The sequence below is a fragment of the Pseudomonas sp. EA_15y_Pfl1_P101 genome (assembly GCF_963970835.1).
Classification (GTDB): domain Bacteria; phylum Pseudomonadota; class Gammaproteobacteria; order Pseudomonadales; family Pseudomonadaceae; genus Aquipseudomonas; species Aquipseudomonas tritici.
The window spans coordinates 436340-450517 of sequence record NZ_CAXAPA010000002.1; the positions used below are offsets into that span (position 1 = coordinate 436340).

The window sequence follows — 14178 nt, forward strand, 5'->3', positions numbered from 1 at the left end:
TCTGATCCCTTACCCCCTGCCATCCCTCGTCTACCCTTGAAAAACCGCAGGAAGCGGCCTCCCATTCAAGGAACGAGCATGTCCCTCGCGATCGTCCACAGCCGCGCCCAGATTGGCGTCGAAGCCCCCGCCGTCACCGTTGAAGTGCATATGGCCAATGGTTTGCCGTCCCTGACGCTGGTGGGCCTGCCGGAAACGGCGGTCAAGGAAAGCAAGGACCGCGTGCGCAGCGCTATCCTCAACTCCGCCCTGCAATACCCGGCCCGGCGCATCACCCTCAACCTCGCGCCCGCCGACCTGCCCAAGGACGGCGGGCGTTTTGATCTGGCGATTGCCCTGGGCATCCTGGCAGCCAGTGTGCAGGTGCCGGCGTTGATGCTCGATGACGTGGAATGCCTGGGGGAGTTGGCGCTGTCCGGGGAAGTACGCGCCGTGAAAGGCGTGTTACCGGCGGCGCTGGCGGCGCGCAAGGCCGGGCGTACCGTGATAGTGCCCAGGGCGAATGCCGAAGAGGCGTGCCTGGCGTCGGGGTTGAAAGTGATCGCAGTGGACCACTTGCTTCAGGTGGTCGCGCACCTGAATGGGCATCAGCCGATTGAGCCGTACAAATCCGATGGCTTGCTGTACTTGAATAAACCCTATCCCGACCTGAGTGAAGTACAAGGCCAATTGGCGGCCAAGCGGGCGTTACTGATAGCGGCGGCGGGGGCGCATAACTTGTTGTTCAGCGGCCCGCCTGGTACCGGTAAAACGTTGCTCGCCAGTCGTCTGCCTGGATTGTTGCCACCCTTGAGTGAGCAGGAAGCCTTGGAGGTTGCAGCGATTCAGTCCGTGGTCAGCCTGGCCCCGCTGAGTCATTGGCCGCATCGGCCGTTTCGCCAGCCACATCACTCGGCCTCAGGCCCGGCGCTGGTGGGCGGCGGATCAAAACCGCAACCTGGGGAGATCACCCTGGCCCATCATGGTGTGTTGTTCCTAGATGAGTTGCCGGAGTTTGACCGTAAGGTGTTGGAGGTGCTGCGAGAGCCGTTGGAATCGGGACATATCGTCATCTCCCGCGCGCGCGACCGCGTGAGTTTTCCAGCTCGTTTTCAGTTGGTGGCGGCAATGAACCCGTGCCCTTGCGGTTATATGGGGGAGCCCAGCGGGCGTTGTCGCTGCACGCCGGAGCAGATCCAGCGTTACCGCAACAAACTCTCCGGGCCATTGCTGGACCGGATCGACTTGCACCTGACGGTGGCACGGGAAACGACTGCGCTGAACCCAATCCGCCAAGCTGGCGACACAACTGCTCATGCATCGGCGCTGGTCGCCCAGGCCCGAGAGCATCAGCAAAAACGCCAGGGGTGTGCCAACGCGTTTCTTGATCTGCCGGGGCTACGCAAGCATTGCAAGCTGACCAAGGTCGATGAGGGCTGGCTGGAGAACGCTTGCGAGCGTCTGACGCTGTCGCTGCGTGCAGCTCATCGATTGTTGAAGGTGGCCCGCACCTTGGCAGATCTGGAGCAAGCGGTCGCCATTTCGCGCGATCACCTTAAAGAGGCCCTGCAATACCGGCCGGCAGCGATCACCTGAGCCGTGCACATAATCAAACAGGGGAGCTGCCTGCCTTCGACACCCATAGATATTCAAGGTTGAACGTGCCTAGCAGGCAAGCCCAGGTCCCACAATTGATCTGCGGAGTTTCAGCGGAACCGATCCACCTCATGCCGCAAACCCGCCGCCAGCGTCTCCAGTTCCTTGGCGGTAACTGCCAGGTTCGACACCACTTCACGCTGCTCACTGTTGGCCAGCGCAATGCTCTGCAGGTTGCTGCTAAGCAAGGTCGCGGTGCTGCTCTGTTCCTGGGTGGCGGTGGTGATCGCAGCGAACTGCTCACCGGCCGAACGGCTTTGTTCGTCGATACGCGCCAGGGCTGAAGCCACGTCGGCGTTACGCGACAGACCTTCCTGCATCAGTACGTTACCGTCTTCCATGGTGCTGATGGCATTGCCGGTTTCTTGCTGGATACTCTGGATCATCCCAGAGATCTCGTCCGTAGCCTCTCGGGTGCGCGACGCCAAGTTGCGTACTTCATCGGCGACAACGGCAAAACCACGGCCTTGCTCACCGGCCCGTGCGGCCTCGATAGCCGCGTTGAGTGCCAGCAGGTTGGTCTGATCGGCGATCGACGTAATCACCCCGACGATCCCCCCAATTTCCTGGGAGCGCTGGCCCAGGGTGTTGATCACCGTGGCCGTGCTGTTGAGGGCCGTGGCGATGTGTTCCAGGGACGACGACGCCTCTTGCATCGAGTTACGGCCGATGCGGGTCTGCTGAGCGTTTTCCTGGGCCAGGCGCTCTGTGGCGCCCATGTTGTCGGCGATGTTCAGCGAGGTGGCGCTGAACTCTTCTACCGCGCCGGCCATGCTGGTGATCTCGCCGGACTGCTGCTCCATGCCTTCATAGGCACCGCCGGACAAACCGGACAACGCCTGGGCACGGCTGTTGACCTCTCCGGCGGCGTTGCGGATATGCGAGACCATGGTCGACAGCGCTTCACCCATCTGGTTGAAACTGCGCGCTAGCTGGCCGATTTCATCATGGCTGGACACATTCAGGCGTGCGCTCAAATCACCCGCGCCCAAGGCTTCGGCCTGGCGCACCAGGTCGCCCAGTGGCGCCAGTTTGCTGCGAAGCAGCCAGACGGTTGCGCCCACTGCCAGCAGCATCGCCAGCACGCTGCCAATCACTAGGCGGATGCCGACTTCCCACGTCACCGAGCGAATCTCGGCTTTGGGCATGCTCGCAACCACGGCCCACGGCCCGCCTTCGAAGGGCACCGATACGCTGTAGAAGTCTTCGTTTTTGTCAGCCCAAAAGCGGCCGACACTTGGCGTCTTAGCCAGGTCCAACATGACGGGCACTGCTTGATCCAGCGCCTGCACGCCAGCCGGCGGCACCAGCCAGCGCTTCTGCTCATCCAGCAAGGCCAGGGAACCGGTCTCACCGATACGGAAGCGTTTGAGGTTCTCGAACTGCACGTTCTGGGCGTCGGTATAGTCAAAGCCGATGAACAGCACCGCGATGACTTTGCCGCTGGCGTCGCGCACCGGGCTGTATTGAGTCATGTAGGAGCGATCGAACAACACCGCTCGGCCGATGTAGGTTTGCCCACTGAACACACGCGAATAGGCCGGCGCATTGCGGTCAAGCACAGTGCCAATGGCGCGATTGCCATCCTGCTTGGCCAGCGAGGTGCTGACACGGATGAAGTCGTCGCCGCTGCGCACAAATACCGTGGCCACACCACCGGACATCTGCTTGAACTTGTCCACTTCGTCGAAGTTGTTGTTCAGTAGATCGCTGCCCAAGTACAAGCTTGGCGTCTGTACACCAGCGACCGCGACGGGTTGATCGGGCCGTACGCTCAAGCCGGCACTGAAACGCTTCTCGAACAGCCCGGTCAGGCGCTCGGTGCTCTCACGCAGCGTGCTGTGGAACGTGTTGAGTTGGTCGGCGAGCAACCGCGCTTCACTGGCCAAGTGTTCCTCGCGGGTATGGAGGTTGGCTGAGTCGAGGGAACGCAGGGCAAAGACAGTGCTGCCACCAATGGCGACAGCCAGAATCAAGGCTAAAGCGATACCTAACTGTGAGGCTATGCGGGCGCGAGGTTGAGACATGAAGGCTCCTGGCCGAGGCCAGGATCATCCTGATCTCATAGCGCTGCTTGGCAAATTATCTGGTGGGGAACGCTGTGCACGAACGTTCAAACACACCTTACTTCGGCAGGTCGAGACAATACTTGAGCGATCTACAGGGGTATCGCGCAAACGATTGCACGAACGGTTTGCCATCCCTCAATCGAGGCATTCGACCCGGGGCAATTCCATCGCCTTGACTTCCGCCTGCAGAAACTCCGCCAAGCGCCGCAAACGCTCGCCACCGGGACGGGTTTTCGGCCACACCAGGTAGTAATTTTCGCCACTGGCCACGGCGGTTGGCCAGGGCAAGCTCAGCCGCCCTTGGGCCACATCTTCGGCCACCATCAGCAAGTCGCCCATCGACACACCATAACCCCGTGCGGCGGCGATCATGCCCAGCTCGAGGGTATCGAATACCTGGCCGCCCTTGAGCGACACTTCGGATGACAACCTCATGCGCTCCAACCAGTAACGCCAGTCACGACGATCTGGCGTCGGATGCAGCAGCTCGGCGGTTGCCAGCCGTGCCACATCCCAAGGGCCGTCGTTCAGCAGGTTGGGGGCGCCGACCGGTATCAGCATTTCGGGAAACAGGTAACACGCCTCCCAATCTGCCGGGAAGTGGCCGTTACTCAGCAGTACCGCGCAATCGAACGGCTCCTGATTGAAATCCACTTCGTCGATGTTCATCCAAGCACTGGTCAATTGCACTTCGTTGCCCGGCTGCAATGCGCGGAAGCGACTGAGCCGCGCCAACAGCCAACGCATGGTCAGGGTCGACGGTGCCTTCATGCGCAGGATGTCATCTTCGGCGTTCAGGGTATGGCAGGCCCGTTCCAGCGCGGCGAAACCTTCACGGACACCGGGCAATAGCAGGCGCGCGGCTTCGGTGAGTTGCAAGGTGCGCCCACTGCGCTGGAACAGGCGGCAGGCGAAATGCTCTTCCAGCGTGCGGATATGTCTGCTCACTGCACTTTGCGTAATCGAAAGCTCCTCTGCCGCGCGGGTAAAGGAGTTGTGCCGTGACGCGGCTTCAAATGCGCGCAAGGCATAAAGCGGAGGAAGACGACGCGACATAGGGAAGCTCCTACAAGGCAATGCCGCACCCTACCATGAGTATTAGTCATGCTAACGATCGCATTTATCCCTTTGTGCAACGGCCGGAGAGCGCCGAGAATCAACCCTTCCCCACCCCTCTGACTTTTCGAGCGTGATGATCATGCAGCATCCGGCGCGTAGCGAACTCTGGGCCATTCTGCGGCTATCGGGGCCGTTGATTGCCTCACAGTTGGCGCACATGCTGATGGTGCTGACCGACACCCTGATGATGGCCCGTCTCAGCCCCGAAGCGCTGGCCGGTGGCGGCCTGGGTGCGGCGAGCTATTCGTTCGTGTCGATTTTCTGCATCGGCGTGATCGCCGCCGTGGGTACGCTGGTGGCTATTCGCCACGGCGCGGGCGATATCGAAGGCGCCACTCGGCTGACCCAGGCCGGGCTATGGCTGGCTTGGCTGATGGCTTTGGCGGCCGGCCTGTTACTGTGGAACCTCAAACCGCTGCTGCTGTTGTTTGGCCAGACCGAAACCAATGTGCACTCGGCCGGGCAATTCCTGACGATTTTGCCGTTCGCCCTACCCGGCTTCCTGAGTTTCATGGCCCTGCGCGGCTTCACCAGCGCGATAGGCAAGGCGACGCCGGTAATGGTGATCAGCCTCGGCGGCGCGGTGGCCAACTACCTGCTCAACCATGCACTGATCGAAGGCATGTTCGGCCTGCCGAAGCTCGGCCTCGTGGGCATCGGGCTGGTCACGGCCATCGTCGCCAACGGGATGGCACTGGCGTTGATGTGGTACATCCACCAAAACCGCACCTATGCCGCCTATCCGCTGAGCAACGGCCTGCTGCGCCTCAACACTCAATATCTGCGCGAGCTGTGGCGTCTGGGCCTGCCGATTGGGGGCACCTACGCGGTGGAAGTCGGTTTGTTTGCCTTTGCGGCACTGTGCATGGGCACCATGGGCAGCACACAGTTGGCGGCGCATCAGATCGCGCTGCAGATCGTCTCGGTGGCGTTCATGGTGCCGGCGGGGATGTCCTACGCGGTCACCATGCGCATCGGCCAGCATTACGGCGCCGGTCAGTTGTTGCAGGCGCGTATGGCCGGTCGCGTCGGGATCAGCTTTGGTGCTGCCGTGATGCTGGGATTTGCGCTGGTGTTCTGGCTATTCTCCGACCCGCTGATCGGGCTGTTCCTCGACCATAACGACCCGGCGTTTCACGACGTGATCGTGCTGGCAGTCAGCCTGTTGGCCGTCGCGGCCTGGTTCGAGTTGTTCGATGGCGTACAAACCATCGCCATGGGCTGTATTCGCGGGTTGAAAGATGCCAAGACCACCTTCCTGGTCGGCCTCGGCTGCTACTGGCTGATCGGTGCGCCTTCGGCCTGGCTGATGGCCTTCACCCTGGGCTGGGGGCCGACCGGCGTGTGGTGGGGTTTGGCGCTGGGCCTGGCGTGTGCGGCGGTCAGCCTGACATGGGCGTTTGAAGTGAAGATGAAGCGGATGATTCGGCGGGAGCCGGAGGTTCGCGCTGAATTTCAGGCGATGCAGCCGGACTAGAAATCCCACATTTGGATTGGGTTTACAGCTCAACCCAGCAAAGCCTGCTGTCCTTTGCCAAACGTCAGGTAATCCACTAACTCCGGTAATGGCAGTGGCTTGCTGATCAGGTAACCCTGCGCCTGGTCACACCCAAACAGCCGCAACAACGCTAGCTGCTCAGGCGTTTCCACCCCCTCGGCAACCACTTCCAGGTTGAGGTTGTGGGCCAGGTTGATCATGGCGTGCACCAATTTGCGGTTTTCTTCACGCTCTTCCATCCCACCGACAAAGCTCTTGTCGATCTTCAACAAGGCAATCGGCAGGCTGTTGAGGTGCACGAACGACGAGAAACCGGTGCCGAAATCGTCCAGGGAAAACCGCACGCCAAGGCGACCCAGCGCATCCATGGTCTGCTTGACCAGGTCACTGCGACGCATCACGGCCGTTTCGGTCAGTTCGAACTCCAACCATTGCGCTTCCACACCACGCTCGGAAATCAGCCGGCTGAGGGTCGAAAGCAACTGGCTGTCCTGAAACTGGCGAAACGACAGATTGACCGCCATGTGCAGCGGCGGCAGGCCGCGTTCACGCAGGTCCTGCATGTCGCGCAGGGCTCGGGAAATCACCCAGTAGCCCAGCGGCACGATCAAGCCGCTTTGCTCGGCCAACGGCACGAATTCACTCGGCGGCAACAGGCCCCGCTCGCCATGACGCCAGCGCACCAGGGCTTCCAGGCCGACGATGTGCCCGTCGTCCAGGTCCAGGCGCGGCTGGTAATGCAGCTCCAGTTCATCACGACGCAAGGCGCGGCGCAGCTCGCTTTCCAGGTCGGCCAGGCTGCGCGCGTTGCGGTTGATGCGTTCGTTGAAGATATGAAAGGTGCAGCCCTGGGTGCTCTTGGCTTGCTGCATGGCGATATGGGCGTGCCACATCAGCGGGTCGGCACCGGCGCGAGCCCGAGCATGCGCCACACCCAGGCTGCAACCGATCAGTAAGCTTTCGCCATCCACCCAGTAGGGTTCGGCCATGACTTCAGTAATGCGCTCGGCCATCCACTCGGCACGCTGGGGTGCACGGCGGGTGTCGATCAGCAGGGCGAATTCGTCGCTGCCCAGACGCGCCAATTGGTCTCCGACCTCAAGCTGGCTCTTGAGCCGTGAGACCACTTGCAGGATCAGCCGGTCGCCAGCCTGGTGCCCGAGGGCATCGTTGGCGTGCCGGAAGTTGTCGAGGTCCAGGTGACCGAGGGCCAGGCCGCGCCCCTCATTCTCGGCCAGCCGCGCCGCCAGCAGGGTCTGGAAGCCCTGGCGGTTGGCAATGCCGGTGAGCGGGTCCTGTTCGGCCAGGCGCTGCAAGGTATTTTCCAGCAGCCCGCGCTCGCGAACGTGGCGCAGGCAGCGGCGCAGTGTATCGGCGTCCAATACATCACTGACCAGCCAATCGCTGACGCCAAGGGGCGATACCAGGGGCTCTTGCTCCAGCAGCAACACGCACGGCAGGCTGCAACGGCCAGGGCCGGGTTGCAGGCTGGGCGTGGTCAATAGCACGGCGCTGTGGTCGTCATCGAACAAACGACTCACGGACTCCCAGTTTGGCGCGCTGATCAGCACAGCCCCATCGCCCATCGGCGCCAGGCACTCGCGCAATAACGCTGCCCACGCGGGCTCATCGGCCAGCAGCAGCAAACGCAAGGGTTCGACAGGCGTAGACAAGCTAGCTCCCTAGACTCTGCAATATTTCGTTGGCGGCGGGCATTATGACGTGCGCCCTTAGAATCACCAATGATAGGGGGTATCAAACACTCAAAATGTAAACAATAGTCTCAAACAACCCCCACATCCTGCGGCAAAGTATCAAAACCGGCAAATTTAGATCGAGTGGTACGTCACACTGTCGTTCTGACAGGGCAGAATCCTGCCAGCCTGTTAAAATGCCCGCCCTTTTGAACAACGACTCCCTGAATTCCGTATGTCCCGACTCAATCCCCGGCAGCAAGAAGCCGTGAACTACGTCGGCGGCCCTCTATTGGTGCTCGCCGGCGCAGGCTCCGGCAAGACGAGCGTGATCACCCGCAAGATCGCGCACCTGATCCAGCAGTGCGGCATCCGCGCCCAGTACATCGTCGCCATGACGTTTACCAACAAGGCCGCGCGGGAAATGAAAGAACGTGTCGGCACCCTGCTCAAGGGTGGCGAAGGCCGCGGGCTCACCGTGTGTACGTTCCACAACCTGGGGCTGAACATTATCCGCAAGGAGCATGCACGTCTGGGCTACAAGCCAGGTTTCTCGATTTTCGACGAGACCGACGTGAAGTCGCTGATGACCGACATCATGCAAAAGGAATACGCAGGCGACGACGGCGTGGATGAGATCAAGAACATGATCGGCGCCTGGAAAAACGACCTGATCCTGCCCGCCCAGGCCCTGGAAAACGCACGCAACCCCAAGGAACAGACTGCCGCGATCGTCTACACCCACTACCAGCGCACGCTCAAAGCGTTCAACGCGGTGGACTTCGATGATCTGATCCTGCAGCCGGTCAAGCTGTTCGAGGAACACGCCGACGTCCTCGAAAAATGGCAGAACAAGGTGCGCTACCTGCTGGTGGACGAATACCAGGACACCAACGCCAGCCAGTATCTGCTGGTGAAGATGCTGATCGGCAAGCGCAACCAGTTCACCGTGGTCGGCGACGATGACCAGTCGATCTACGCCTGGCGTGGCGCCCGCCCGGAAAACCTGATGCTGCTCAAGGACGACTACCCGTCCCTGAAAGTGGTGATGCTGGAGCAGAATTACCGCTCCACCAGCCGCATCCTGCGCTGTGCCAACGTGCTGATCTCGAACAACCCCCACGAGTTTGAAAAACAACTGTGGAGCGAGATGGGCCACGGCGACGAAATCCGCGTGATCCGCTGCCGCAACGAAGACGCCGAAGCCGAGCGCGTGGCCGTCGAGTTACTGACCTTGCACCTGCGCACCGACCGCCCCTACAGCGACTTCGCGATCCTGTATCGCGGCAACTACCAGGCCAAGCTGATCGAGCTGAAGCTGCAGCACCACCAGATTCCGTACCGACTGTCGGGCGGCAATAGCTTTTTCGGACGTCAGGAAGTGAAAGACCTGATGGCCTACTTCCGCCTGATCGTGAACCCGGACGACGACAACGCGTTCCTGCGCGTGATCAACGTGCCGCGCCGGGAGATCGGCTCCACGACCCTGGAAAAACTCGGCAACTACGCCACGGAACGCAAGATCTCGATGTACGCTGCTACCGACGAAATCGGCTTGGGCGAACACCTGGACACGCGCTTCACCGACCGCCTATCGCGCTTCAAGCGCTTCATGGACAAGGTGCGCGAGCAATGCGCCGGCGAAGATCCGATCAGCGCCCTGCGCAGCATGGTCATGGACATTGACTATGAAAACTGGCTGCGCACCAACAGTTCCAGCGACAAGGCCGCGGATTACCGCATGGGCAACGTCTGGTTCCTGATTGAAGCGTTGAAGAACACCCTGGAAAAAGACGAAGACGGCGAGATGACCGTCGAGGATGCCATCGGCAAGCTGGTGCTGCGCGACATGCTCGAGCGCCAGCAAGAAGAGGAAGACGGCGCCGAAGGTGTGCAGATGATGACCTTGCACGCGTCCAAGGGCCTCGAATTCCCCTACGTGTTCATCATGGGCATGGAAGAGGAAATCCTCCCGCACCGTTCCAGCATCGAAGCCGACACCATCGAAGAAGAGCGCCGCTTGGCCTACGTGGGCATTACCCGCGCGCGTCAGACGCTGGCCTTCACCTTTGCAGCCAAGCGCAAGCAGTACGGCGAAATCATCGATTGCGCGCCCAGCCGGTTCCTGGATGAACTGCCGCCGGACGACTTGGCCTGGGAAGGCAATGACGACACCCCGACCGAGGTGAAGGCCGTTCGCGGCAACACCGCCCTGGCGGATATACGCGCGATGTTAAAGCGCTAGAATCGACTACTTTTTAATCTACTTTCGGCGCGCACCGCGCCATTAGAGGAAGCTTTCCGTGGAAGCACTGCACAAGAAAATTCGCGAAGAAGGCATCGTGCTTTCCGATCAGGTACTCAAGGTCGACGCCTTTTTGAACCACCAGATCGACCCGGCACTGATGAAACTGATCGGCGATGAATTCGCCGCGCTGTTCAAGGATTCGGGCATCACCAAGATTGTCACCATCGAAGCCTCTGGCATCGCCCCGGCGATCATGACCGGTCTGAACCTGGGTGTACCGGTGATCTTCGCGCGCAAGCAGCAATCGTTGACCCTGACGGAAAACCTGCTGTCGGCGACGGTGTACTCGTTCACCAAGAAAACCGAAAGCACCGTAGCCATCTCGCCACGTCACCTGACCAGCAGCGACCGCGTGCTGGTGATCGATGACTTTTTGGCCAATGGGAAAGCGTCCCAGGCGCTGATTTCGATCATCAAGCAGGCGGGCGCGACCGTTGCCGGCTTGGGGATTGTGATCGAGAAGTCGTTCCAGGGTGGCCGCGCGGAGCTGGATGCGCAGGGTTATCGGGTGGAGTCGCTGGCGCGTGTGAAATCGCTGGCCGGTGGCGTGGTCACCTTCATCGAATAATTTGCGACACCGCAAATCCCAGGTGAATACAGATCAAAATGTGCGGGGTTGCTCGCTCCCACATTTTGATCTGTGTTGGCTGTTAGTGCGCGGTGGCCTGCAGGCCGGCGAGTAGCAGGCGCTGGTATAAGTCCTCTTTCAGTCCCTCCGGCTTATCCAACCGCATCCGCTTCAAATGCTCCGGATACGCCTCCGGTTCAGGCGCATCCAACGCCGCCTTGCCTAACTCCAGCATCTCCGTCAGCTTGAATTTGCTCTTGAGCCAGTTCAGCGCCCGCAACAAATCCCGTTCCTCATCGGTGAAATCACTGCCCAGTGGATATTCCGGAAACAACCGACGATGGCGCGCTTGAATCGCCTGTAGCCGCTCGGGCGTGTTATCGGCAAAGCGCGGATCCAGCTGGAAATCCTTGGGCAACTTGCCGGCTTTTTGCGCCTGTTCGATCAAATCGTCCTGGAAGCGTGAGTCAGTAATGTTAAGCAATGCCTCGATAACCTGGGCATCCGTCTGCCCACGCAAATCGGCAATCCCATACTCGGTGATGACAATATCCCGCAGGTGCCGGGGAATCGTGCAATGCCCATAGCCCCAAACGATATTGGAGCTGACCTCCCCCGCCGACTCGCGCCAGCTGCGCAGGATCAGGATCGAACGCGCGCCTTCCAGTGCATGGCCCTGGGCCACGAAATTGTACTGCCCGCCCACACCGCTGAGCACGCGACCGTCTTCCAACTGGTCGGCTACACCCGCGCCAAGCAACGTGACGATAATCGCACTGTTGATAAACCGCGCATCCCGGCGTTGCAGGCGCTTGAGCTCTTCCTGGCCGTACAGCCCGTTGATGTAGCTGATGCGGGTCATGTTGAATTCAAGGCGCTTGGCGTGGGTCATTTCCTGCAGGCGCTGATAGAAACTGCGCGGGCCAAGGAAGAAACCACCGTGGATCGAGATGCCATCAGGCTGCGCCGCATCGTCGAGCGTGCCGGCGTTGGCCTGCGCCTGGGTCGCCACATCCGGGTAAACCTTACGGCGGATAATCCCCGCGTCCGCCAGTACCAGCAGGCCGTTGACGAACATCTCGCTGCAACCATACAGGCCACGGGCGAACGGATCGACACCCCCTTCCCGGCTGATCAAAGGCGCCCATTGATACACATCGATGTCGGTCAGCAGCAGCCGGTAGGCCTCGTTGTCGGCTTGGCGCGCCAGCAACGCGGCGGTCAGCGCATCGCCCATCGAGCCGATACCGATCTGCAAGGTGCCGCCATCGCGCACCAGGGTGCTGGCATGCAGACCGATAAAGTGATCCTGGAAACCCACCGGCATATTCGGCGTGGAGAACAGCGTGGTGCTGTCTTTTTTATCAATCAGGTAGTCGAAGGCGTCCATGCCCAACTCGGAATCGCCGGGCATGTAGGGCAAATCGCTATGGACTTGGCCAACGATCAGCACGGTTTCCCCCGCATCACGTCGCTTGGCGATCATCGGCAGCAGGTCGAGGGTGATGTCGGGGTTGCAGCTCAGGCTCAGGCGATCAGGATGTTCGGCGCTGCTCGCAACCAATTGCGCCACCAGGTTCAGGCCGGCGGCATTAATGTCGCGGGCAGCGTGACTGTAGTTGCTGCTGACGTAGTCCTGCTGCGCCGATTCGCTGTGGAGCAAGCTGCCGGGCTGCATGAAGAACTGCTGCACGTGGATATTTTTTGGAAGGCTGTCTTTATGCAGGTCAGCGAGGAAATCCAGCTCGGGGTAATCGCCAAACACTCGCTCGATAAAGGGTTCGAGAAAGCGCTTCTGCAAGCCATCGCCCATCGTCGGACGGCCAAGACTTAGGGCGGTATAGATCGTCAGCGCCCGATCCGGCAATTTAGCGATGCGCCGGTACAGCGCGTTAGCAAACAGGTTGGGCTTGCCCAGGCCAAGCGGCATGCCCATGTGGATATGCGCCGGCAAGCGCGCCAGTACGTCATCAACTGCTTGCTCGATTGAACACAACTGCACCATCCGACCCTCCTGAACATTCCGTGATTAGGGGTTGGACAGAGAGTGGCGGGTCTTTGCTGCAAAGAACAGTGGTGAAACACTAATTGCGGGCACAAAAAAGCCGCCCGTAAGCGGCTTTTTTGGCGAAGATCGGCTGATTAGAGGCCGGACATCTTCTTGATGGCGCCTTTAAGGTCATCATCCGAGCAATCAGCGCAAGTACCCTTAGGTGGCATGGCATTGATACCGGTGATCGCCTTGGCCAGAATGCCGTCGAGGCCGCCCTGTTGGTCGGCTCGCTCTTTCCAGGCGGCGGTATCACCGATTTTTGGCGCACCCAGCAGGCCGGTGCTGTGACAGGCGTTGCAGTGTTTGGCGATGATTTCGTCGGGGGTTTTCGCCCCACCGCCACCCGCTGCCACGGCGACCTCCATCCCCTTGCATTCCTGACCCTGAACACACACCTGGCCGACAGGCTCCAGGCGCTTGGCAATGTCATCATTGGTCGCAGCTTGAGCGCTGACAGCCCATAGGGCCAGTACGGTTGCTGGTGCGGCCAGCATTTTCATAATTAGGTTCACGCGTTCACCCTCAATGGTGGCTATTCACGCCTGCGGCCACGGTTTCGCAGGCGGCGAAAGTATAACGGTTAGCCCGCCTGGCCGAAACAACCCTATTAAACAAAGGGAGATTCGGCTTCACGGAATACTGCTACGGGAACCTCTGCAATGCTGGCAGGGCGCCTCTATTCTTAAAAGTTCGCGGGTGTGGCTGCGCTGATTAGTCGCGCCGGCACGTCGAACGGGTTGCGAAAACGATGGGGCTTGGTGCTTTCAAAGTAGTAGCTATCGCCAGCTTCGAGCACAAAAGTTTCAAAACCGACCACCAACTCCAAGCGACCCTCCACCAGGATCCCAGTTTCTTCACCTTCGTGGGTGAGCATTTCTTCGCCCGTGTCGGCGCCCGGCGGGTAGATTTCGTTCAGAAACGCAATCGCCCGTGTCGGGTGCGCCCGACCTACCAGTTTCATGGTGACGGCGCCGTCAGAGATGTCGATCAGCTCATTGGCTTTATAGACGATCTGCGTCGGTACTTCCTGGAGGATCTCCTCGGAAAAGAACTCGACCATGGACATGGGGATGCCGCCCAGCACCTTGCGCAAGGAGCTGATCGAGGGGCTGACGCTGTTTTTTTCGATCATCGAAATGGTGCTGTTGGTGACACCCGCGCGCTTGGCGAGCTCACGCTGGGAAAGACCCTTCAGTTTACGGATGGATTGCAGTCGTTCGCCGACGTCCAATGC

10 protein-coding genes are annotated in these 14178 nt (G+C 60.3%); 4 read left to right on the forward strand and 6 right to left on the reverse strand.

Going from position 1 to position 14178, the window contains the following annotated elements; genetic code table 11:
• Positions 1 to 78 precede the first annotated feature (78 nt).
• Positions 79 to 1575 carry a YifB family Mg chelatase-like AAA ATPase gene (locus tag AACY36_RS04440; RefSeq protein ID WP_339428303.1) on the forward strand — a complete coding sequence of 499 codons (1497 nt, stop codon included), beginning with the start codon at positions 79 to 81 and terminating at the stop codon, positions 1573 to 1575.
• Between the two features lie 110 nt (positions 1576 to 1685).
• Here AACY36_RS04440 and AACY36_RS04445 read toward each other — a convergent pair whose 3' ends face one another.
• Positions 1686 to 3662 (reverse strand): methyl-accepting chemotaxis protein, encoded by a 1977-nt coding sequence (locus AACY36_RS04445; protein WP_339415107.1) that lies wholly within the window; start codon positions 3660 to 3662, stop codon positions 1686 to 1688.
• A gap of 177 nt (positions 3663 to 3839) precedes the next feature.
• Positions 3840 to 4760: a LysR substrate-binding domain-containing protein gene (locus AACY36_RS04450; protein WP_339415106.1), complete on the reverse strand. Its 921-nt coding sequence runs from the start codon at positions 4758 to 4760 to the stop codon at positions 3840 to 3842.
• Positions 4761 to 4896: 136 nt separating this feature from the next.
• On the opposite strand from AACY36_RS04450, the gene AACY36_RS04455 reads away from it, so the two are divergent.
• The gene (locus tag AACY36_RS04455) at positions 4897 to 6300 is read left to right on the forward strand and encodes a NorM family multidrug efflux MATE transporter (protein ID WP_339415105.1); all 1404 of its coding nucleotides are present in this window, start codon (positions 4897 to 4899) and stop codon (positions 6298 to 6300) included.
• A 29-nt stretch (positions 6301 to 6329) separates the two neighbouring features.
• Here AACY36_RS04455 and AACY36_RS04460 read toward each other — a convergent pair whose 3' ends face one another.
• Positions 6330 to 7994: a putative bifunctional diguanylate cyclase/phosphodiesterase gene (locus tag AACY36_RS04460; protein WP_065875462.1), complete on the reverse strand. Its 1665-nt coding sequence runs from the start codon at positions 7992 to 7994 to the stop codon at positions 6330 to 6332.
• 256 nt (positions 7995 to 8250) lie between these two features.
• Here AACY36_RS04460 and rep point away from each other — a divergent pair, with 256 nt between their 5' ends.
• Both rep and AACY36_RS04470 read left to right on the forward strand, forming a co-directional pair.
• Positions 8251 to 10260 carry a DNA helicase Rep gene (gene rep / locus AACY36_RS04465; protein WP_339428300.1) on the forward strand — a complete coding sequence of 670 codons (2010 nt, stop codon included), beginning with the start codon at positions 8251 to 8253 and terminating at the stop codon, positions 10258 to 10260.
• 58 nt (positions 10261 to 10318) lie between these two features.
• Entirely contained in the window at positions 10319 to 10891 is a 573-nt protein-coding gene (locus AACY36_RS04470; protein WP_003195447.1) for a xanthine phosphoribosyltransferase, read from the forward strand.
• Between the two features lie 82 nt (positions 10892 to 10973).
• Here AACY36_RS04470 and AACY36_RS04475 read toward each other — a convergent pair whose 3' ends face one another.
• The 3 genes from AACY36_RS04475 to AACY36_RS04485 all read right to left on the reverse strand — a co-directional run bounded on the left by AACY36_RS04475 (position 10974) and on the right by AACY36_RS04485 (position 14175).
• The gene (locus AACY36_RS04475) at positions 10974 to 12896 is read right to left on the reverse strand and encodes an acetyl-CoA hydrolase/transferase C-terminal domain-containing protein (protein WP_339496779.1); all 1923 of its coding nucleotides are present in this window, start codon (positions 12894 to 12896) and stop codon (positions 10974 to 10976) included.
• A 137-nt stretch (positions 12897 to 13033) separates the two neighbouring features.
• The gene (locus tag AACY36_RS04480; RefSeq protein WP_339415449.1) at positions 13034 to 13444 is read right to left on the reverse strand and encodes a c-type cytochrome; all 411 of its coding nucleotides are present in this window, start codon (positions 13442 to 13444) and stop codon (positions 13034 to 13036) included.
• A 182-nt stretch (positions 13445 to 13626) separates the two neighbouring features.
• A complete protein-coding gene (locus AACY36_RS04485) occupies positions 13627 to 14175 on the reverse strand; it encodes a cupin domain-containing protein (RefSeq protein WP_339415102.1) in 549 nt (182 codons plus the stop codon).
• Between the last annotated feature and the right edge of the window lie 3 nt (positions 14176 to 14178).